General features: G+C 60.7%; 16 protein-coding genes and 1 pseudogene. 13 read left to right on the top strand and 4 right to left on the bottom strand.

The annotated features are described in order from the left end of the window. Positions 1–226: 226 nt before the first annotated feature. The 12 genes and pseudogenes from rimP (at position 227) to ACFJIU_RS16860 (ending at position 15481) form a co-directional block, all read left to right on the top strand. Entirely contained in the window at positions 227–844 is a 618-nt protein-coding gene (gene rimP / locus ACFJIU_RS16915; RefSeq protein WP_379061698.1) for a ribosome maturation factor RimP, read from the top strand. Positions 845–888: 44 nt separating this feature from the next. Then, on the top strand, positions 889–2481 hold the full coding sequence (gene nusA / locus ACFJIU_RS16910) for a transcription termination factor NusA (RefSeq protein WP_129410708.1): 1593 nt from the start codon (positions 889–891) through the stop codon (positions 2479–2481). Between the two features lie 32 nt (positions 2482–2513). Continuing rightward, positions 2514–3164, top strand: coding sequence for an RNA-binding protein (locus ACFJIU_RS16905; RefSeq protein WP_379073134.1), 651 nt, complete (start codon positions 2514–2516; stop codon positions 3162–3164). Further along, positions 3161–5817 (top strand): annotated as a pseudogene (gene infB, locus ACFJIU_RS16900) (translation initiation factor IF-2). Before ACFJIU_RS16905 ends, infB begins: the two are co-directional and overlap by 4 nt. A gap of 233 nt (positions 5818–6050) precedes the next feature. Then, complete coding sequence (gene rbfA, locus ACFJIU_RS16895) at positions 6051–6467, top strand: 30S ribosome-binding factor RbfA (protein WP_379061697.1); 417 nt, start codon at positions 6051–6053, stop codon at positions 6465–6467. Beyond that, positions 6467–7423: a tRNA pseudouridine(55) synthase TruB gene (gene truB, locus ACFJIU_RS16890; RefSeq protein WP_379061696.1), complete on the top strand. Its 957-nt coding sequence runs from the start codon at positions 6467–6469 to the stop codon at positions 7421–7423. The genes rbfA and truB overlap by 1 nt, the downstream gene beginning before the upstream one ends. A 145-nt stretch (positions 7424–7568) precedes the next feature. Beyond that, positions 7569–8663, top strand: a complete 1095-nt coding sequence (gene corA / locus ACFJIU_RS16885; RefSeq protein WP_379061694.1) for a magnesium/cobalt transporter CorA — start codon at positions 7569–7571, stop codon at positions 8661–8663. A 185-nt stretch (positions 8664–8848) separates the two neighbouring features. Beyond that, positions 8849–9118: a 30S ribosomal protein S15 gene (gene rpsO / locus ACFJIU_RS16880; protein WP_129410704.1), complete on the top strand. Its 270-nt coding sequence runs from the start codon at positions 8849–8851 to the stop codon at positions 9116–9118. A 263-nt stretch (positions 9119–9381) separates the two neighbouring features. Further along, entirely contained in the window at positions 9382–11529 is a 2148-nt protein-coding gene (pnp, locus tag ACFJIU_RS16875; protein ID WP_379061692.1) for a polyribonucleotide nucleotidyltransferase, read from the top strand. A gap of 389 nt (positions 11530–11918) precedes the next feature. After that, positions 11919–12995 carry a hypothetical protein gene (locus ACFJIU_RS16870; protein ID WP_379061691.1) on the top strand — a complete coding sequence of 359 codons (1077 nt, stop codon included), beginning with the start codon at positions 11919–11921 and terminating at the stop codon, positions 12993–12995. Positions 12996–13286: 291 nt separating this feature from the next. Then, positions 13287–14423, top strand: coding sequence for a hypothetical protein (locus ACFJIU_RS16865; RefSeq protein ID WP_379061690.1), 1137 nt, complete (start codon positions 13287–13289; stop codon positions 14421–14423). A gap of 41 nt (positions 14424–14464) precedes the next feature. Further along, positions 14465–15481: a class I SAM-dependent methyltransferase gene (locus tag ACFJIU_RS16860; protein WP_379061689.1), complete on the top strand. Its 1017-nt coding sequence runs from the start codon at positions 14465–14467 to the stop codon at positions 15479–15481. Between the two features lie 28 nt (positions 15482–15509). On the opposite strand, the gene ACFJIU_RS16855 is transcribed toward ACFJIU_RS16860, so the two are convergent. The 4 genes from ACFJIU_RS16855 to fabA form a co-directional block, all read right to left on the bottom strand. After that, positions 15510–17069, bottom strand: coding sequence for a putative bifunctional diguanylate cyclase/phosphodiesterase (locus tag ACFJIU_RS16855; protein ID WP_379061687.1), 1560 nt, complete (start codon positions 17067–17069; stop codon positions 15510–15512). Between the two features lie 206 nt (positions 17070–17275). Further along, complete coding sequence (gene fabI, locus ACFJIU_RS16850; RefSeq protein WP_379061684.1) at positions 17276–18088, bottom strand: enoyl-ACP reductase FabI; 813 nt, start codon at positions 18086–18088, stop codon at positions 17276–17278. A 10-nt stretch (positions 18089–18098) separates the two neighbouring features. Continuing rightward, positions 18099–19322: a beta-ketoacyl-ACP synthase I gene (fabB, locus tag ACFJIU_RS16845; protein ID WP_379061682.1), complete on the bottom strand. Its 1224-nt coding sequence runs from the start codon at positions 19320–19322 to the stop codon at positions 18099–18101. Positions 19323–19359: 37 nt separating this feature from the next. Further along, on the bottom strand, positions 19360–19875 hold the full coding sequence (gene fabA / locus ACFJIU_RS16840) for a 3-hydroxyacyl-[acyl-carrier-protein] dehydratase FabA (RefSeq protein ID WP_326891002.1): 516 nt from the start codon (positions 19873–19875) through the stop codon (positions 19360–19362). A 280-nt stretch (positions 19876–20155) separates the two neighbouring features. On the opposite strand from fabA, the gene irrA reads away from it, so the two are divergent. Further along, the gene (gene irrA, locus ACFJIU_RS16835; protein ID WP_054309462.1) at positions 20156–20557 is read left to right on the top strand and encodes an iron response transcriptional regulator IrrA; all 402 of its coding nucleotides are present in this window, start codon (positions 20156–20158) and stop codon (positions 20555–20557) included. The last annotated feature ends 13 nt before the right edge of the window (positions 20558–20570 follow it).

Raw genomic sequence — 20570 nt, 5'->3', positions numbered from 1 at the left:
GATAAGGTGCCGGCGGGTGCTCTAACAGGGCTTCGAAGGCAAGGCTGCCATGCAGAACGCGCATGGATGGGGAAATCACTCCCTGTTTCGTGCCAGCCTTGCATTTCGCCGCCGTCATTGTTATATCGGCTTCAAATTCTTGGTCGGTATGACGAAGAGTGGGTCCACCCGGTCCCGCTCTTTTTGTTACCGGCCGTCGCCAAGAGATTCGAGCAGCGGACACCGGATGACTTCAAGCCAGGCCGATAGCGACGACCGTATCATCCGCGAGAGCGGTATCGATGCCCGCATCGCCATCATCGTCGAGCCAGTTCTGCGCGGCATGGGCTTCCGTCTCGTGCGTGTGCGCCTGTCGGGGCAACATGGTCTGACGCTGCAGATCATGGCCGAGCGCGAAGACGGCACCATGACCGTCGAGGATTGTGAAGAAGTCAGCCGGGCGATCTCGCCGGCGCTTGATGTCGACGATCCCATCGAGAAGGCGTATCATCTGGAAGTGTCTTCGCCCGGTATCGACCGGCCATTGGTTCGCACCTCGGATTTCGTTGCCTGGGCCGGCCATCTGGTCAAGCTTGAGACGTCTGTCCTCGTTGCCGACCGCAAGCGCTTCAAGGGTAAGATCGCGGAAGCCGGTGTCGAAGGCATCCTGCTGGAGCGCGACAAGGCAGCCTACGGTGAAGAGCCGACAGTACGCATTCCTTATGACGCGATCGCCGAGGCTCATCTCGTGTTGACCGACGATTTGATCCGCGAAGCCCTGTCGAAGGACAATCGGGCACGCAAGGACGCCAAGAAACACCGCGGCGACGCTGACGCCGCAGAAGAAACCGAAGCTGAGAAGTGAATGAGCGGCCGCCGGCTAGGGCGGCCCTGTTCAGGGAGACTAAGATGGTTGTAAGCGCCAACAGGCTCGAACTGCTGCAGATTGCAGACGCAGTCGCGCGCGAAAAGTCGATCGACAAGTCGATCGTGATCGCCGCCATGGCCGATGCGATCCAGAAGGCCGCGCGTTCGCGTTATGGTCAGGAGACCAACATCCGCGCCGACATCAACCCGAATACCGGCGAGATGAAACTGCAGCGCCTGATGGAAGTCGTCGAAAACGTCGAGGACTACGCCACGCAGATTTCGCTGTTCTCGGCTCGCGAGCGCAACCCCGATGCGCAGCTCGGCGACTTCATCGCCGAACAGCTGCCGCCGATGGATTTCGGCCGCATCGCCGCGCAGTCGGCCAAGCAGGTCATCGTGCAGAAAGTGCGCGAGGCCGAGCGCGACCGCCAGTATGACGAATACAAGGATCGCATCGGCGAGATCGTCAACGGCACCGTCAAGCGCGTCGAGTATGGCAACGTCATCGTCGATCTCGGCCGCGGCGAGGCAATCATCCGCCGCGACGAGCTGATCCCCCGCGAAAACTACAAGTACGGCGATCGTGTCCGCGCCTATGTCTATGACGTGCGTCGCGAGCAGCGCGGCCCGCAGATATTCCTGTCGCGCACGCATCCGCAGTTCATGGCGAAGCTGTTCACCATGGAAGTGCCGGAAATCTACGACGGCATCATCGAGATCAAGTCGGTCGCCCGCGATCCGGGCTCGCGCGCCAAGATCGCGGTCATCAGCCGCGATTCCTCGATCGATCCGGTCGGCGCCTGCGTCGGTATGCGTGGTTCACGCGTCCAGGCGGTCGTCGGCGAGCTGCAGGGCGAAAAGATCGACATCATTCCGTGGTCGCCTTCGGCAGCTTCCTTCATCGTCAATGCCCTCCAGCCGGCGGAAGTCGCCAAGGTGGTGCTGGACGAAGATGCGGAACGCATCGAAGTGGTGGTGCCGGACGACCAGCTGTCTCTGGCCATCGGCCGTCGTGGCCAGAACGTGCGCCTTGCCTCGCAACTGACCGGCTGGGACATCGACATCCTGACCGAACAGGAAGAGAGCGAGCGCCGCCAGAAGGAATTCGTCGAACGCTCCAACCTGTTCATGGAAGCCCTCGACGTCGACGAAATGGTTGGCCAGGTGCTGGCCTCGGAAGGCTTCACCTCGGTTGAGGAAGTGGCCTATGTCGATGCTGGTGAGATTTCCTCGATCGACGGCTTCGATGACGACACCGCGACCGAGATCCAGAACCGCGCCCGCGAACACCTGGAGAAGGTCGAGGCTGAACACGACGCCGCTCGCAAGAAGCTGGGCGTCAAGGACGAGCTGCGTGAAATCCCGGGCGTGACCACCGCCATGATGGTGACGCTGGGCGAAGACGGCGTGAAGACCATCGAGGATTTCGCCGGCTACGCGGCCGACGATCTCGTCGGTTGGAAGGAGCGTAAGGACGGCGAGACCAAGGTATTCCCGGGCGTGCTTGCCGCGCACGGTATTTCCAAGACTGAAGCCGAGCAGATGGTTCTGGCGGCGCGCCTCAAGGCTGGTTGGATTTCCGAAGAGGAAGCCCAGGCTGAGGCCGCTGAAGCCGAAACCACCGGCGCGTAAGATGAGACCGGCCGGAGCAACCCTTGTCCGAGATGAACGATCGCACCTGCATCGTCACAAGGAAGACCGCCGAAACGGATGAATTGATCCGTTTCGTCGTCGGTCCGGATTCGGCCGTCGTTCCAGATCTCAAAAGAACATTGCCCGGTCGGGGCTGCTGGGTCAGCGCCGATCGTGCCACTGTTGATAAAGCCTCAGCCAAGGGGCACTTTGCCCGCGCCTTCAAGAAGCAGGTCATCGTTCCGCCGGAGCTCGGCGCGATGGTCGAGGGCTTGTTTGTGCGCTCTGCCCTGGGCGCGCTCGGATTGGCGCGCAAGGCGGGTGCGGTTGCGCTCGGTGCCGCCAAGGTCGATAGTGTCGTGCGCTCCGGCAAGGCGGCACTTGTCCTGCATGCTTTCGAAGCCTCCGAGGACGGAGTGCGCAAGATCACCCAGGCACGCCGGGCCACCGCCCATCTCGGCGGCCCCGCCATTCCCGCATACAAACTTTTCGCGGAAGCGGATTTGGGTTTGGCATTGGGGGGGACAAATGTGATACATGCTGCCGTTCTCGCGAGCGACGCGGGTAAGGCGGCCGTGAAGCGCATGGTTGCGCTCGACCGTTACCGGGGCGGTTCCCCGGACGATCTGGCAATGATTGCGGCTGTTGCCGGCGATGATGATGCCGCAGAGGATATGGAATGAGTGATACGAATTCGGGCGACGACAAGACGCTGAGTGTTACGCCCAAGAAGACATTGACGCTGAAGCGCCCGGGCATCGAGCAGAGCACCGTGCGCCAGAATTTTTCGCATGGCCGCACTAAGCAGGTCGTGGTCGAGACCAAGCGCAAGTTCGTGAAGCCGGGCGAGCAGCAGCCAGCTCCGGCCCCGCAGACGGTGTTCACGCCGAAGCCGGCTGCGCCTCAGCCCCAGCCTCCGCAGCCTCAGGCTCAGCCTCAGGTCCCGCCTCAGCAGGTTCAGCCGCAGCCTCGGCCGCAGCAGGCCGCGCCGGCCGTGCAGGAGCAGCGTCGTCCGACGCCGCCACCTCAGCCCGACCGCGGCGGCATGGTGCTGAACGAGCTGTCGCGTGGCGAAATGGAAGCCCGTCGCCGGGCGCTCGAGGGCTCGCAGGCACGCGAGATGGAAGATCGCCAGCGTGCTGCCGAGGATGCCAAGCGTCGCTCCGACGAAGAAGAACGCCGCAAGCGCGAGCGCGAGGATTCTGCCCGCCGTCAGGCCGAGGAAGAGGCTCGCATCAAGGCCGAGGCCGAGGCACGCCGCCGTGCCGAGGAAGAAGCACGCCGTCGCGCGCCGCAGACTGCCGAGCAGGCAGGTGGCGACGAAGAGGAAGAGGCCAAGCCGCGTAACCGTGGCAGCGCCCCGTCGTCTGCATTGCCGCCGCGCCGTCTCGTGACGCCAGAGCTTGCCAAGCCAGCCAAGCCGACCAAGGCCGAGGAAGATCGCCGTCGTGGCAAGCTGACGCTCAACACGGCGCTTTCTTCGGAAGATGGCGATGCGCGTGCGCGTTCGCTGTCGGCCATGCGCCGGCGCCAGGAGAAGTTCAAGCGCGCGATGCACAACGAGCCGCGCGAGAAGGTCGTGCGCGAAGTGACGGTGCCTGAAACCATCACGATCCAGGAACTTGCCCAGCGTATGTCCGAACGCGCGGTGGACGTGGTCAAGTACTTCATGAAGCAGGGCCAGATCCTGAAGCCGGGCGATGTCATTGACGCCGACACGGCTGAACTGGTCGCTTCGGAATTCGGCCACACCGTCAAGCGCGTTGCCGAGTCGGACATCGAGGAAGGCCTGTTCAACATCGCGGATCGCGATGAGGATCTCGTTTCGCGTCCGCCGGTGGTGACCATCATGGGTCACGTCGACCACGGCAAGACCTCGCTTCTCGATGCTATCCGTCATGCCAACGTGGTCTCCGGCGAAGCCGGTGGCATCACCCAGCATATCGGTGCCTACCAGGTCGAGAAGGATGGTCAGAAGATCACCTTCATCGACACGCCTGGCCACGCCGCCTTCACGGCTATGCGTGCCCGTGGCGCCCAGGCCACCGATATCGCGATTCTGGTTGTTGCTGCCGATGACAGCGTCATGCCGCAGACGATCGAATCGATCAGCCATGCCAAGGCTGCCGGCGTGCCGATCATTGTCGCCATCAACAAGGTCGACAAGCCGGCCGCGGACCCGCAGAAGGTGCGTACGCAGCTTCTGCAGCACGAAGTGTTCGTCGAATCGATGGGCGGTGAAGTGCTCGATGTCGAAGTGTCGGCCAAGACCGGTGCGGGTCTCGACAAGCTGCTGGAAGCCATCCTGCTGCAGTCGGAAATCCTGGACCTCAAGGCCAACCCGGATCGCACGGCGGAAGGTGTTGTCATCGAGGCTCGCCTCGACAAGGGCCGTGGTCCGGTTGCTACCGTTCTGGTGCAGACCGGCACGCTGATGCCAGGCGAAATCCCGTTGCCGGCAACGAATGGGGCCGTGTGCGCGCGCTGGTCAACGACCGCGGCGAGCATGTCCAGGAAGCGCCGCCGGCCATGCCGGTGGAGATCCTCGGTCTCCAGGGGACGCCGCAGGCTGGTGACCGTTTCGCGGTCGTCAACAACGAAGCGCGTGCCCGCGAGATCACCGAGTATCGCCAGCGCCTGGCTCGCGACAAGGCGGTTGCCAAGCATGCAACCCAGCGTGGTTCGCTGGAACAGATGATGTCGCAGCTTCAGGCGAGCGGGTTGAAGGAATTCCCGCTCATCATCAAGGGCGACGTGCAGGGTTCCATCGAGGCGATCGTGGCCGCACTCGACAAGCTCGGCACCGACGAGGTGAGGGCGCGCATCGTTCATGCCGGTGCAGGTGCCATCACCGAAAGCGATGTCACGCTGGCCGAAACTTCTGGCGCGGCAATTATCGGCTTCAACGTCCGTGCCAACGCGCAGGCCAGGACTGCCGCCGAGCAGGCTGGCATCGAAATCCGCTACTACAACATCATCTACAACCTGGTGGATGACGTTAAGGATGCGATGTCGGGTCTGCTTTCGCCGGAGCGTCGCGAGACCTTCCTTGGCAATGCGGAGATCCTCGAGGTCTTCCACATCACCAAGATCGGCAAGGTTGCGGGCTGCCGCGTCACCGAAGGCCGTGTCGAACGCGGTGCGGGCGTGCGCCTGATCCGCGACAACGTGGTCGTCCACGAAGGTACGCTGAAGACGCTGAAGCGGTTCAAGGACGAAGTTCCGGAAGTGCCGGTCGGCCAGGAATGTGGCATGGCCTTCCAGAACTACGAAAACATCCAGGTCGGCGATATCATCGAGTGCTTCCGTGTCGAGATGGTGACCCGGAAGCTCTAGGTACCTGGCGAAAACGGGAGGGCGGCTTCAGCCGCTCTCCCTTGATGACAACCGTGGCTGCGGTCCCACTCCGCAAACGGATTAGGTCGGCTAATGTTCGGGGTCACCCGCATCGATCCGCCTAAGATCCGGCCAATGGCTGGACGACCTCATGTGATTGTAATTTATAAGGAAATGGCTGGTGTGCCATTGCAATCACCTGTCCGTGCGGCTTTCCCATCCGAGAGATTGAGATGAACAGACAGCAATCAAGCGGCCCTTCCCAGCGCATGCTCCGTGTCGGCGAGCAGGTGCGTCATGCCCTGTCCGATATCCTTCAGCGTGGCGATGTACGCGACGACCTCATCGAAACAACAGTCATTTCTGTGTCGGAAGTGCGCATGTCTCCCGATCTGAAAATCGCCACCGCCTTCGTCGCGCCACTTGGCGCCAAGGATGACAAGGCGGTTATCGAGGCGCTGAACCGCAACGCCCGCTTCATTCGCGGGCGTATGTCGCCCGCGTTGCGGCAGATGAAATACATGCCGGAGTTCCGCTTCCGGCTCGACACCAGCTACGACAATTTTTCGAAGATCAACGAGTTGCTGCATTCGCCGGAAGTGGCGCGCGACCTCGGCCACGATGAGAATGACAAGGAGAACGACGAGTAATGGCGCGTCGCGGTAAGAAGAAGGGCCGTCCGGTTTCCGGTTGGCTTATCCTGGACAAGCCGGTCGGCATGGGGTCGACCGAAGCGGTGTCGAAGGTGAAATGGCTGTTCCAGGCGGAGAAGGCGGGGCATGCCGGTACGCTCGATCCGCTGGCGTCCGGCATGCTGCCGATCGCGCTCGGCGATGCCACCAAGACGGTGCCCTATGTGCAGGACGGCGCCAAGATCTATCGCTTCACCGTCGCCTGGGGCGAGGAGCGTACCACCGACGATCTCGAAGGTCCGGTGACAAAGAGTTCCGACAGGCGTCCGAGCGAGGTGGATATCCGCGGACTCTTGCCCAATTACACCGGCGTCATCATGCAGACGCCGCCGCAGTTCTCCGCCATCAAGATCGCCGGCGAACGAGCCTATGACCTCGCCCGTGACGGAGAGACGGTCGAGATTCCCCCGCGCGAGGTCGAGATCGGCCGGCTCGATATCGTCGAACATGGCACCGACCGCACCATTTTCGAGGTCGAATGCGGCAAGGGTACCTATGTGCGTTCACTGGCGCGTGATATGGGACGCGATCTTGGCTGCTTCGGTCATATCGCGGACCTGCGTCGCACCGAGGTTGATCCCTTCACGTCCGAGGATTTTGTCACCATCGCTGAACTGGAGGCAGCACTGCCACCTGCCGCGGAAGGTGACGATGCCGCGTCCTCCGGCAGCGAACGCCACGCCGCACTCGACGATTTCCTGATCGATACCGCTGCCGCGCTGGAATGCCTGCCGCAGGTCGCCATCAGCGACGATGCGGCTACGAAGATCAGGCTCGGTAATTCCGTCATCATCCGCGGTCGCGACGCGCCGCTGGAGGCGGAAGAAGCCTGTGCGACTGCGCGTGGCAAGCTGGTCGCTATCGGAGCCATCGAGCAGGGCATGTTCAAGCCCAAGCGGGTGTTTGCGGGCTGAGGCCCGTTTCACTGAGGAATTCGGGCAGAAGTGCGCAACGGCCGCGTGTCTGCAATTGCGCGGAAACAACAGGTTAAGGCATTCCCGGGATTCGGAGAGAGTGGAAATGCTCTAACATCCGCGCAGGGATTCGCTCGAGGCTCGCATGACAAAAGCGGAAACGGTTCGGAAGCGGGAGTCGGGAATGGCGAAGCGCTCACCCATAGGCGCTTCGCCCGGCACGTTGATTGCCGATCCCAGGGCACGACGCAGTGAACTCAACCTGACGCTGATCGACCGTGACCGCTGCGAAAAGATCGACGACGCCAGCCTCGATGACCTGAAGACGCATTGCGAAAAATGGCCGCTGGTCTGGCTGGATTGTGTCGGCCTGGCCAATGTCGAGTTGATCGAGCAGATCGGCAAGCAGTTCGGCTTACATCCGCTGGCCTTGGAAGACGTCGTCAACACCGGCCAGCGACCCAAGGCCGAGTTTTTCGACGATCACGCCTTTGTCGTCGTCAATATGATCGATGACCCCGCCACCTATCGCTACGAGCAGATTTCCCTGTTCTTCGGCAAGGGTTTCGTCATCACCTTCCAGCAGCGCGAAGGTGATCCTTTCGATCCGGTGCGCAAGCGCATCGTTGCCTCGACGCCCAACCGTCTGCGTTCGCGCGGAGCAGATTATCTCGCCTATGCGCTGATCGATGCCATCGTCGACTCGTTCTTTCCCTTGATCGAAAACGCCAGCGCCCGAACTGACGAGGTCGAGGACGCGATGCTGCGTCATCCACACAAGCAGCAGGTCCGCATTCTGCACGAACAGCGCCGGCATGCTGGCCAGTTGCACCGGACGATGCTGTCGCTGCGTGATGCGCTGGCCGGGCTGGTCCGCTCCGATGCCCCTTACATCAAGCCGGAGACGAAGATCTTCCTGAACGACACGCTGGATCATGCCTATCGACTTGTGGAACTGGCGGATACGCAGCGCGACATGACGACGGGGCTGATCGAGATGCACCTGTCGCTGAGCCAGGCGCGTACCAACGAAGTGATCAGTCTGCTCACCATCGTCTCGGCGATCTTCATTCCGCTCACCTTCCTGGTCGGCGTCTGGGGCATGAACTTCGATCCTGCGACATCGCCTTGGAACATGCCTGAACTGAAGGCCTACTACGGCTACCCGGCCGCCCTTGTTTTCATGGCGCTGGTGGCGATAGGACTGGTCAGTTTCTTCAAATGGAAGAAGTGGCTGTAGCAACGCAAAGCTGCCGGTCCGCGCTGCGCTCAGGCCAGCCTTGCGAATATGCGCTGGCTTTTTGCGTTTTTTTGCACTATACGCGCCGCAACATCGCGCCGGATTGCGTGATGCTCACCGACCCTTGCTGGACGACATCCCGGCTCTGGGCGCCTCGTTTCCTCCATTGAGAAAGGAAAAATGCGATGTCGATTACTGCTGAACGCAAGAAGGAACTGCTGGCTCAGTTCGCCACCGTCGCCGGTGACACCGGTTCGCCGGAAGTGCAGGTTGCCATTCTTTCCGAGCGTATCAAGAACCTGACCGAGCACTTCAAGGACCACAAGAAGGATAACCACTCCCGTCGTGGCCTGCTCGCACTCGTTTCCCAGCGTCGCAGCCTGCTTGATTACCTCAAGCGCAAGGATGAGGCGCGCTACCAGACGCTGATCGAGAAGCTCGAATTGCGTCGCTGACGAATTGGCCGGCGGGTTCTCATCGAGAGCTCGCCGGTTGCGCATTCGGGCCTTCGGCCCGACCCGGTTTCTGTAGGCAGAGGGCCGCATGAAACCGCCCGTGGACGGTCATGGGGCAGGATTGCAGGATGCTTGCACGGGCGCCGGCCCGGCATTTTCAAGCCTCCTGTTGTCTTGCCCGTGGCTGCCCGACAAAGGAGCCAGGAAGGGGGCGTCGCGCATGATTGGATGGCGCGGCCCCTTCCGCATATGAAGGACAAGATATGTTCAAGCAACACAAAGTGGAAATCGAATGGGGCGGCCGCCCGCTCATCCTCGAGACCGGCAAGATCGCGCGCCAGGCTGACGGCGCCGTGCTGGCGACCTATGGCGAGACCGTGGTTCTGGCCACCGTCGTTTCGGCCAAGGAGCCCAAGCCTGGTTTCGACTTCTTTCCGCTGACCGTCAACTACCAGGAAAAGACCTACGCCGCCGGCAAGATCCCGGGTGGCTATTTCAAGCGTGAAGGCCGTCCGAGCGAGAAGGAAACGCTGGTTTCCCGCCTGATCGACCGCCCGATCCGCCCGCTCTTCGCAGACGGCTACAAGAACGACACGCAGATCGTCGTCACCGTTGTGCAGCACGATCTTGAGAACGATCCGGACATCCTGTCGATCGTCGCCACCTCCGCAGCGCTGACGCTTTCGGGCGTTCCGTTCATGGGCCCGATCGGCGGTGCCCGTGTCGGCTACATCAACGGCGAATATGTGCTCAATCCGCACATCGACGAGATGCAGGAATCCAAGCTCGACCTCGTGGTCGCCGGCACCAGCGAAGCGGTCCTGATGGTCGAGTCGGAAGCCAAGGAACTGGGCGAAGAGCTGATGCTCGGCGCTGTCATGTTCGGCCATAAGGCTTTCCAGCCGGTGATCGAGGCTATCATCAAGCTGGCCGAGGTTGCCGCCAAGGATCCGCGCGACTTCACCCCGCCGTCCTTCGGCGATCTGGAGAAGGAAATGCTCGGCGTGGCCGAGAGCGACCTGCGCGCTGCTTACAAGATCACCGACAAGCAGGCCCGCTACGCCGCCGTCGACGCTGCCAAGGCCAAGGTCAAGGCTGCTTTCACCCCGGCCGAAGGCGAGGAAGCCAAGTATTCGTCCGAGCAGGTTGCGACCGTGTTCAAGGAACTCCAGGCCAAGATCGTGCGCTGGAACATCCTCGACACCGGCTCGCGCATTGACGGTCGTGATCTCAAGACCGTCCGTTCGATCGTTTCCGAAGTCGGCATCCTGCCGCGGACCCATGGCTCGGCGCTGTTCACCCGCGGCGAGACCCAGGCGATCGTGGTTGCCACACTCGGCACCGGCGAAGACGAGCAGTATGTCGACTCGCTGACTGGCATGTACAAGGAGACCTTCCTCCTTCACTACAACTTCCCGCCCTATTCGGTCGGTGAGACCGGCCGTATGGGTTCGCCCGGCCGCCGCGAGATCGGCCACGGCAAGCTTGCCTGGCGCGCCATCCATCCGATGCTGCCTTCGGCAGAACAGTTCCCGTACACGCTGCGCGTCGTCTCCGAGATCACCGAGTCCAACGGCTCGTCCTCGATGGCTACCGTCTGCGGCACCTCGCTGGCGCTGATGGATGCTGGCGTGCCGCTGGCCAAGCCGGTCGCCGGTATCGCCATGGGCCTGATCAAGGAAGATGAGCGTTTTGCCGTGCTTTCCGACATCCTGGGCGACGAGGATCACCTCGGCGACATGGATTTCAAGGTGGCTGGCACTGCCAACGGCATCACCTCGCTGCAGATGGACATCAAGATCGATGGCATCACCGAGGAGATCATGAAGGTGGCGCTGGGCCAGGCCAAGGACGGCCGCCTGCACATCCTCGGCGAAATGGCCAAGGCCATCTCCGAAGGCCGCAAGGAACTCGGCGAGTTCGCGCCGCGCATCGAAGTCATGCATATCCCGACCGACAAGATCCGTGACGTCATCGGTTCGGGCGGCAAGGTCATCCGTGAAATCGTCGAAAAGACCGGCGCCAAGATCAATATCGAGGACGACGGCACTGTGAAGATCGCTTCGTCGAACGCGAAGGAAATCGAGGCGGCAAAGAAGTGGATCCACACCATCGTGGCCGAGCCGGAAGTCGGCGAGATCTACGAAGGCACGGTCGTCAAGACTGCCGACTTCGGCGCTTTCGTGAATTTCTTCGGTCCGCGTGACGGTCTCGTGCACATCTCGCAGCTGTCCGACCAGCGTGTCGCCAAGACCACTGACGTGGTCAAGGAAGGCGACAAGGTTTGGGTCAAGCTGATGGGCTTCGACGAGCGCGGCAAGGTCCGTCTCTCGATGAAGGTCGTCGACCAGGAGACTGGCAAGGAAATCGCCCGCGAGAAGAAGGCAGAAGGCGAAGAGACCGCCGCCTGACCGAATTAGCTTATTGAATCTGGAAAGGGCGTGACTTCGGTCGCGCCCTTTTTATTAGGCCTGCATGCCCGAGATGACCGCCAGGCAACCAGAGCAATTCCAGGAAAAGTGCGTAACGGTTTTCCGTCCGGAATTGCGTGAAAACAAACGGTTAGAACGTTTCCGCGTTTCCACGAAAAATGGAGACGCTCTAGCGGCAGGGCCGATCTTACCCCTGTGCATTCGGCGCATGGACGCGCCGAAATTAACTGAATTAGAAGAAACTCATTAAGGACTTATTTACATATTTGCGATCCGCGTATGTAGTATTGCTCAATACGTCATTCGAGCAATCGAGGCCTGTTATGGGACATATGTCGACATCCATAAGCGGCGTGAAATCGCGGTACATGCTGCGTCCGATGAATGTTGATGACATTCCTGCAATCCGTGTCATCTTCAAGCAAGTTTTCCGCCCGAATTCAAAGGATTGTAACGAAAATTTTGACCAATACTTCCAAAAGCTTTTCTTCGATAATCCCTATTACGATCCGGAGATCGGAAGTGTTGTTCATGAGAATGAGCGTGGGGAAATAGACAGCGCTCTCTCGATCCTGCCGGTTCCCTACGTCGTCGACGGGCAATCGGTCATGGGGCGGCTGCTCTGTGCCTTCATGATGAAGCCGGAAGCTTCTCCGCGTGGTGCCGCCGAGCTGTCGCTCAGCATACGTCCGACCGAGAAGACAATTAACTTCAGTGACACCGCAGCGCCGGTGAGCCTCAGGCATTTCGAAGCCATCGGAGGCGTGACGCTGGGAGCGCATGCGCTTGGCTGGACGCGCATATTCCAGATGGCAAGCTATGTGGCGACCATTGCGGCGCGGCGGCATCCGATCCTTGGCAACTTGGTGACCTCCACGGGCAAGATGCTCAACCCGTTGTTTCCGCTTCCTCCGATCAAGAAGATCGCAAAATCCCATGTCACGGTGAAGGAAGTAACGCAGGACGAAGCGGTTTCCCTCATTCCTGATCTGCTCGAAAACTATTCCGCGCATCCGGACTGGACAGAGAAAGATCTGCATTGGCTCCTGCACATGGCGGAGGACAATCGGGCTGCGGGCGCGCTTCGGTTCTTTGCCATCAATGACCCGACGGGCACGCCAATCGGCTTCTTCTGCTACTACAGTCGCCCGAACGGTATGGTCGAAGTGTTGAACGTGATTACAAAGGCCGGCACCGAAAGGCAGGCTATCAACGTCATGCTGTTCCATTTGCAGGAGGAGGGGCACGTCGCGGCGCAAGGTCGAGTGGACCCGCGCTATCTCTCCGCGCTTTCACAGCAATCGAACATGTTCTTTCGCCACAGGGCCAATGTCTGCGTCACCACTGCGCGTGCCGATGTTCTCAACGCGGTCGAGCGAAACAACATGTTCATCGGCGGTCTTGCCGGTGAAAGCTGGAGCAGGCTTTCGACGGACTTCTTCTAAGCTGCCTATGTTGCTTGGGGCGACCAGCGCGGACAATCCCGCTGGTCGCCCCACGCTATGTCGTTGCAGCGAAATGCCGAGCACCACTTGAGGTTGCTCGCAATAAGGTCACAGCCTTCTTGCCGATCCTGACAGGGTGCGCGGACAACCAATTTGCCCGCGCCATCCTTGGAGCAGCAGCTAATTCAGCGATTATTTACATAATTGAGGTGAGTGTTGCGCTGATATTTTGGGCTACGTCATACATCCGTCTGCCAAGGTCGAGATGCAGGAGCCAGCCGAGACGACCAAGTGAAAGAGGCCTGGGTGGGGTATATCTCGGCATCGCCAAGGGACGTGAAATCGCGGCGCGTGCGCGCGATGAAGATAGATGACATCCCGGCTATCCGTGCTCTTTTCAAGCAGGTTTTCCGCCCCCAATCGACATCCTGCAATGAAAACTTCGATCGCTACTTTCAGCAGCTCTTTTTCGAAAGTCCCCACTACGATCCCGCCATCGGGAGCGTGGTGCATGAGGACGAGCGCGGGGAAATAGACAGCGCGGTCTCGATCCTGCCGGTTCCATACACGGTCAACGGACAATCGATCATGGGGCGGCTGCTCTGCGCCTTCATGATGAAGCCGGGTGGAGCTCCGCGAGGGCCAGCCGAACTGACCCTCGCCTTGCGCCCGGGTGACGAGACGGTGCAGTTCAGTGACAGCGCGGCGCGGGTGAGCCTCAGGCACTTCGAAGCCGTCGGAGGTATATCGCTCACCACATATGCGCTCGGCTGGACCCGCATATTCAAACCGGCAAGCTATGCGGCGAATCTCGTCTCACAGCGGCGGCCTGTCTTCGGCAAGTGGGGCGCAGGGTCTGTCGGCAGGATGCTCAATCCACTCTTCTCGCTTCCGCGCGTCGAGAGTGCTGGAAAGTTCCATGCCACGGTGAAGGAGATAGCTCGGGACGAGGCTGTTTTTCTCGTTCCTGCTCTGCTCCGGAGCTATGCTGCTCATCCATCCTGGAGCGGGCAGGATCTGGACTGGCTTCTCCGCATGGCGGCGGACAATCGGGCCGCGGGCACACTTCGGCTGCTTTCGATTGAGGATCAAGCAGGCAATCCAAATGGCTTTGTCTGCTATTACAGCCAGTCGAACGGTGTGGCCGAGGTCCTGAACGTGATCGCGAGATCCGGCACGGAGAAGCAGGCTGCCGATGCCATGCTGCTCCACTTTCAGGACCGCGGATATGTGGCGGCGCAAGGTCGTGTCGAGCCCCGCTACCTGGGTGCCCTTTCACAGCAGCCTGCCATGTTCTTTCGCCACAGGGCCAATGTCTGCCTGGGCACCACGCGCACCGAATTCCTGGCTGCGGCTCAGCGAGACGACATCTTTATCGGCGGTCTCGCGGGAGAAGGCTGGAGCAGGCTTTCGACGGACTTTTTCTGAGCTTGCTACATATACGATGATCGACATGATAACTCCCTGTCATGGATTCTGATACGCTGAAAACGCTGTTCCATCCTTTTGAGGCCGAGGCGTTGCCTCTGCCGGGAGAAGGTACGCGTGCGCTCTTTCTCGGCGCTCTGCCGGGATTTCGGCTGCCTGCCGGCTTTGGCGCGGCCTTGCACCTTGTCCAGGCATTCCGCCCGGACTTTCGCCATCTGGCGGCCTCCGCTCACATGGTTTCGGCTGAGCCCGAAGGGGAGGGCTATGACCTGGCCCTTGTTCTGGCGGGCCGCCACCGCGGTTTGAACGAAACGCGCATTGCTCAAGCCATTGAACGCACGGCCGAAGGCGGCTGGATCGTCGTTGCGGGCGGCAAGGAGGATGGGATAGCGAGCCTTCGCAGACGGGTGGGAGAGCTTGTTGGCGTCGAGGGTCATCTCTCGAAACACCATGGCCAGGTCTTCTGGTTCGCCCGGCAAGGTAGCGAAGCCGCATCCAGGCTGCGCGTCGCCAATCCTTCGGTTCTGGTGGAGGATCGCTACGAGACCGCGCCCGGCATGTTCTCCTTCGACCGCGTCGATGCTGGTTCACGGCTTCTTGGCGGTTATCTGCCCGCAGACATCACGGGCCATGTTGCCGATTTCTGCGCTGGCTGGGGCTATTTGTCGGTCACGCTGGCCGAACGGGCTGCTGGCTTGGATGGACTTGACCTCTATGAGGCCGACCATGCCTCGTTGCAGGCGGCGGGTCGAACGCTGGCGCGGTTGCTGCCGGGCCTTGCTGCAAGGTGTTTCTGGCACGATCTTGCAGCTGAAGCGGTCGCGGAGCGCTATGACGTTATCGTCATGAACCCGCCTTTCCATCAGGGCCGCGCGGCGGAACCACAGCTGGGGGCTGCCATCATCCGCGCCGCGGCCAAGGCATTGCGGCCGGGTGGGCGCCTGTTCATGGTGGCGAACCGGCAGTTGCCGTACGAACCCGTTCTCGCCACCGCCTTTGCAAATCACGTGGAGATCGGACGCAACGAAGCCTTCAAGGTGCTGCTGGCGCGTCGCTGATCGAAAGCTTGGTAGGAAGGCTTGCCAGTCAGTGCAGGTTTGCGGCACGCCGCTGGTTTTGAGCCAGCTGTTCGACGCTTTGCGCCTGTCCGCCAATGACGCGCAGCGGCGCGGGCTTGCCAAACAGGTAGCCTTGCACCACTTCGCAGCCTGCGGCCTTCAGCATGGTTGCCTGGCTCTCGGTTTCCACGCCTTCGGCAATCGTCGATACCCCCAGCGCGCGCGACAGGCCGACAATGGTCGAGACGACGGCTCCGGAACCGGAATCGGTGTCGATACGGCTGACAAAAGAGCGGTCGATCTTCAATTTGTGGAAGGAGAAGTCGATCAGATAGCTGAGGTTGGAATAGCCCGTGCCGAAGTCGTCGACGGCCACCGAGATACCCATGTCGGACAATTCTTTCAGTATGGCGGCGGCGCGCTCCTTGTCCTGCATCATCGCCGTTTCGGTGACTTCCAGTTCGAGCCGCGACGGTTTGATACCGGTCCTGGCAATGGTGTTGCGTACCATTGCCAGGAAATCCTTGGTCATGAACTGCACCGGGGAAATGTTGACCGCCACGAAGCATTCTTCAGGCAGATGACGAGCATCGCTGCAGGCCTTGCTCAGCACCCACTCACCGATGGGACCGATCATGCCGGTTTCTTCAGCCAGCGGGATAAATTCCATCGGTGGGATCGTACCGCGCTCGGGATGGTTCCACCGTATCAGCGCTTCATAGCCGACGACCTTGCCGGCGGCGAGGTCTAGCTGGGGCTGGTAGTGCAGGTCGAAATCGCCACGCTCGAACGCCGTATGCAGTTCGGATTCCACCCATTGCCGGTGATCTGCGACCTTGCCCATCTCCGGCTGGAAAACCGACCAGGTGCCGGCGGCGTTGGTTGCTCGCGCGTTCTGCAAGGCAAGATTGGCGCGTCGCAAAAGCAGTACCGGATCGATGCCGTCCTTTGGCATGGCCACGACGCCGACCGACAGGCTGACAGATTGCTGATGCGTCTTCAGCTGGTATGGGGCGATCAGATCATCGATCAGCTGCTCGACCAGTGCCTCCATCGACCCCGGCAGACGCTTGTCCGGATAAAGTACGGCAAATTCGCCCGGGCCGACACGACCAACCACGGCTTCACGCGGCAGCAGCGCTTTCAAGCGATGGGCGAACAGGCGAACAAGATCATCGACCTGCGTGTAGCCGATCGCGTCATTGATCTGGCTGAAACGATTGATGTCGATGTTGAGCAGGTAGACCGGCTCACCAGTCTTGAGCGTGGAGGAAGCAGCTTCTGCCACCTTGCCGACCATCGCGTGCTTGGCCAGCGTTCCCGTCAGCTTGTCGAAATTGGTTTCGGAAAAAACATAATCGGCGGATTCGTCGACACCGGCGAAAAATGACATCGCTGCACAGGCCGCCGCCAGGGCGCAAAGGCCCGCGACAATGGCCACGAGTGTATTGAGCGGAAGTTGCGTAAGGCCGTTGCCAAGACCGATCTTGAGGCCCCACAAGCCCAGGATGAAGCTGCCCATGCCGGCGCTGGCGATGGTGATCAGCCGGAAAAGTGGCGTTCGGCCAGGATTCTTCACAGAGGGCATACGCAGGGTCCCAATCTGCAGGATGTTCTAACCGCGATCCTCTTAAAATAAGTTTCCTGCGATTCGTCGCATTTTATCGGCAACAAAAGTTGACTAACGTTTCATGAAAGTTAACCAAAAGGCAAGGGCCCATCCTTCGCAGTGGACGACAGGCTCTTTCTACTTTGGAGAGGGTAGTCGACGGGGCTAGCGCGAGCCTTGCGGCTTCAATCCTTGCCGCCATCCAGCCGCTTCAGTTCGTCGAGCGTGGGCATCGACACGACGTGATAGCCGGAATCGACATAGTGGATTTCCCCGGTCACGCCGGACGAGAGATCGGAAAGCAGGTAGAGCGCCGAGTTGCCAATCTCGTCGATGCCGACCGTGCGCCGCAACGGCGCGTTGCGCTGCTGGTAGGAATACATGTAGCGCGCATCCGAAATGCCGGCACCTGCGAGTGTACGCACCGGACCAGCTGACAGCCCGTTCACGCGGATGCCGCGTGGGCCGTAATCGTTGGCGAGATAACGCACGCTGGCCTCAAGGCCCGCCTTGGCAACCCCCATGACATTGTAGTTGGGCATTACCCGAACCGAACCGGCATAGGTGAGGGTGATCATCGACCCGCTGTCCTGCATCAACGCCGCGGCGTGGCGGGCGACTTCCGTGAAGGAGTAGCAGGAGATCACCATGGTGCGCACGAAATTGTCGCGCGTGGTGTCCGCATAGAGGCCCTTCAGCTCTGTCTTGTCTGAGAAACCGATGGCATGGACGATGAAATCAAGTTTGCCCCACGCGCTCTTCAGCGTATCGAAGGTCGCGGCGACCGAGGCGCTGTCCTCGACATCACATGGCACGACCAGTGAGGCGCCAACTTTCTCAGCCAGTGGCTTGACCCGGCGACCAAAGGCTTCGCCCTGATAGGTGAAGGCCAGTTCGGCGCCCTGTTCGGCCAGTTTCTGAGCGATACCCCAGGCTATGGAATGATCATTGGCAACGCCCATGATCAGGCCGCGCTTGCCCTTCATCAAACCGTCCATGTGAAAATCCCTATGCGGAATGGCGCTGGAAGACGAGCGTGGCGTTGGTGCCGCCAAAGCCGAAGGAATTGGACAGCACCGTGTCGATCTTGGCGTTGTCGATGCGCTTGCGCACGATCGGCACACCATCGAATTCGGGATCGAGTTCGTCGATATGCGCGCTCTCGCCGATAAAGCCGCCTTGCATCATCAGGATCGAATAGATCGATTCCTGGACGCCGGCCGCACCCAGGGAATGGCCGGTCAGAGACTTGGTCGAAGTGATGTGTGGCATCCTGTCGCCGAACACCTCGCGGATCGCGCCGATTTCCTTCGAATCGCCGATCGGCGTCGACGTGCCGTGCGTGTTGACATAGTCGATCGGTGTTTTCACCGTCGCGAGCGCCTGCCGCATGCAGCGTATGGCGCCTTCGCCGGAAGGAGCAACCATGTCGTAGCCGTCGGAGGTCGCGCCGTAGCCGGTCAGCTCTGCATAGATCTTGGCGCCGCGCGCCTTGGCATGCTCGAGCTCTTCCAGCACCAGAACACCGGCGCCGCCCGCGATGACGAAACCGTCGCGGTTGACGTCATAGGCACGCGAGGCGACTGCGGCTCGATCGTTGAATTTGGACGACATCGCGCCCATCGCGTCGAACAGGTTGGACATCGTCCAGTCGAGGTCTTCGTGACCGCCCGCGAACATGATGTCCTGTTTGCCCCACTGGATCATCTCGGCGGCATTGCCAATGCAGTGTGCCGAGGTCGAACAGGCGGACGAGATCGAATAGTTGACGCCGTGGATCTTGAACCAGGTGGCAAGCGTTGCGGAGGCCGTCGACGACATGGCCTTCGGCACGGCAAATGGCCCGATGCGCTTGGGGCTGCTGTTCTTCAGCGTGGTTTCCGAGGCTTCGACGATCGTGCGCGTGGACGGACCGCCGGAACCCATGATGATGCCGGTGCGCTCGTTGCCGGAAACCTCGTTTTCCTCTAACCCGCTGTCGGCGATCGCTTGCTTCATCGCGACATGGTTCCACATGCCGCCTTGCGACAGGAAACGAGCGGCACGACGGTCGACGAGGTCTGTCGTATCCAGATTGGGGGCGCCCCAGACCTGGCACTTGAAGCCATGCTCGGCGAAGTCGTTGGAAAAGCTGATGCCGGACTTGGCGTCATGGAGAGAGGCGCTGACCTCCTCGGCATTGTTGCCGATGGACGATACGATGCCGAGGCCTGTGACTACGACCCGTCTCATGTTGCGGCTCCTCGTTTTTTTTCGTTGAGTGCAGGTGTCAGGCAGCTGTCTGTTTTGCCAGGCCCACCCGCAGGTCGGTGGCCGCGTATATGGGGTCGCCATCGGCCTTCAACCAGCCGTCGGCGATACCGAGCACCAATCGGCCGCGCATGACGCGCTTGAAATCGACGCCGTACTCCACTTTCTTGACGGAAGGCGTGACCATGCCCTTGAACTTAACTTCGCCCGTCGACAGCGCCATGCCTTTGCCTGGTTCGCCGAGCCAGCCCAGGAAAAAGCCTGTGAGCTGCCAGAGCGCATCGAGGCCCAGGCAGCCGGGCATCACGGGATTGTCGATGAAATGGCAAGGGAAGAACCAGAGGTCGCGGTGAATGGCAAATTCGGCCCGCACGAAACCCTTGTCGAAAGCGCCGCCAGTCTCGCTGATCTCGGTAATGCGGTCGAACATCAGCATCGGCGGATAAGGAAGCTGGGCATTGCCGGGGCCAAACAGTTCGCCCTTCGCGCACGCCAGCAGATCGTCGTAGTCGTAGCTCGATTTCCGATCCGCCATCTAGTCTTTCCCCGTCGTTCGCCGGGCGATCTGATGCCCGTGTCCGATTTCTAGTAACACAGTCCGCTTCGCGCCGGAAACCGACGGCCGGAGATGTCGCGCTGGCTCTAGCCTGCCCATTTCCCCGGGTCAATGCGCGCTATTGATCGGATTTGGCCTACAGAATATATCTGACATAATACGGGACGTGGATTTCCGCCTGATTTTTGCCGCTGTCGACGGGCAGTTGCGGGCGGAACGTGAAGGTGGGTTGATCGGTTTGGACGATCGGAAAGACGGCATGACTGTGGACAAGCGGGTACGCGAAGCCGGCCTGAGGCCGACTCGCCAGCGCATTGCACTGGCTGACCTGCTGTTTGCCAAGGGCGATCGTCATCTCTCGGCAGAGGAACTGCACGAAGAAGCGCTGGCTGCCGGTGTGCCGGTTTCGCTGGCCACGGTCTACAATGCGCTGCATCAGTTTACCGAAGCCGGCCTTCTGCGCATCCTGGCCGTCGAGGGGTCGCGCACCTATTTCGACACCAACACCTCCGACCATCATCATTTCTTCGTCGAAGGTGAAAACCGGGTTTTCGACATCGAAAGCGGGCCCGTTACGGTCGGCAATCTTCCGGAACCGCCGGAGGGTATGGAGATTGCGAATGTCGACGTGGTGGTGCGCCTGCGCCCCAAACGTGACTGAATCTCTGCCCGTT

The sequence above is a fragment of the Mesorhizobium sp. UC74_2 genome (genome assembly GCF_042701485.1).
GTDB lineage: Bacteria > Pseudomonadota > Alphaproteobacteria > Rhizobiales > Rhizobiaceae > Mesorhizobium.
Note: the sequence above shows the minus strand (reverse complement) of the source record. Positions and strands in the feature narration are given on the sequence as shown.

Bases quoted from the DNA above. Each gene is read 5' to 3' on its own strand.
- rimP (WP_379061698.1), top strand. From the start codon at position 227: ATGACTTCAAGCCAGGCCGATAGCGACGACCGTATCATCCGCGAGAGC.
- nusA (WP_129410708.1), top strand. From the start codon at position 889: ATGGTTGTAAGCGCCAACAGGCTCGAACTGCTGCAGATTGCAGACGCA.
- ACFJIU_RS16905 (WP_379073134.1), top strand. From the start codon at position 2,514: ATGAACGATCGCACCTGCATCGTCACAAGGAAGACCGCCGAAACGGAT.
- rbfA (WP_379061697.1), top strand. From the start codon at position 6,051: ATGAACAGACAGCAATCAAGCGGCCCTTCCCAGCGCATGCTCCGTGTC.
- truB (WP_379061696.1), top strand. From the start codon at position 6,467: ATGGCGCGTCGCGGTAAGAAGAAGGGCCGTCCGGTTTCCGGTTGGCTT.
- corA (WP_379061694.1), top strand. From the start codon at position 7,569: ATGACAAAAGCGGAAACGGTTCGGAAGCGGGAGTCGGGAATGGCGAAG.
- rpsO (WP_129410704.1), top strand. From the start codon at position 8,849: ATGTCGATTACTGCTGAACGCAAGAAGGAACTGCTGGCTCAGTTCGCC.
- pnp (WP_379061692.1), top strand. From the start codon at position 9,382: ATGTTCAAGCAACACAAAGTGGAAATCGAATGGGGCGGCCGCCCGCTC.
- ACFJIU_RS16870 (WP_379061691.1), top strand. From the start codon at position 11,919: ATGCTGCGTCCGATGAATGTTGATGACATTCCTGCAATCCGTGTCATC.
- ACFJIU_RS16860 (WP_379061689.1), top strand. From the start codon at position 14,465: ATGGATTCTGATACGCTGAAAACGCTGTTCCATCCTTTTGAGGCCGAG.
- ACFJIU_RS16855 (WP_379061687.1), bottom strand. From the start codon at position 17,069: ATGCCCTCTGTGAAGAATCCTGGCCGAACGCCACTTTTCCGGCTGATC.
- fabI (WP_379061684.1), bottom strand. From the start codon at position 18,088: ATGGACGGTTTGATGAAGGGCAAGCGCGGCCTGATCATGGGCGTTGCC.
- fabB (WP_379061682.1), bottom strand. From the start codon at position 19,322: ATGAGACGGGTCGTAGTCACAGGCCTCGGCATCGTATCGTCCATCGGC.
- fabA (WP_326891002.1), bottom strand. From the start codon at position 19,875: ATGGCGGATCGGAAATCGAGCTACGACTACGACGATCTGCTGGCGTGC.
- irrA (WP_054309462.1), top strand. From the start codon at position 20,156: ATGACTGTGGACAAGCGGGTACGCGAAGCCGGCCTGAGGCCGACTCGC.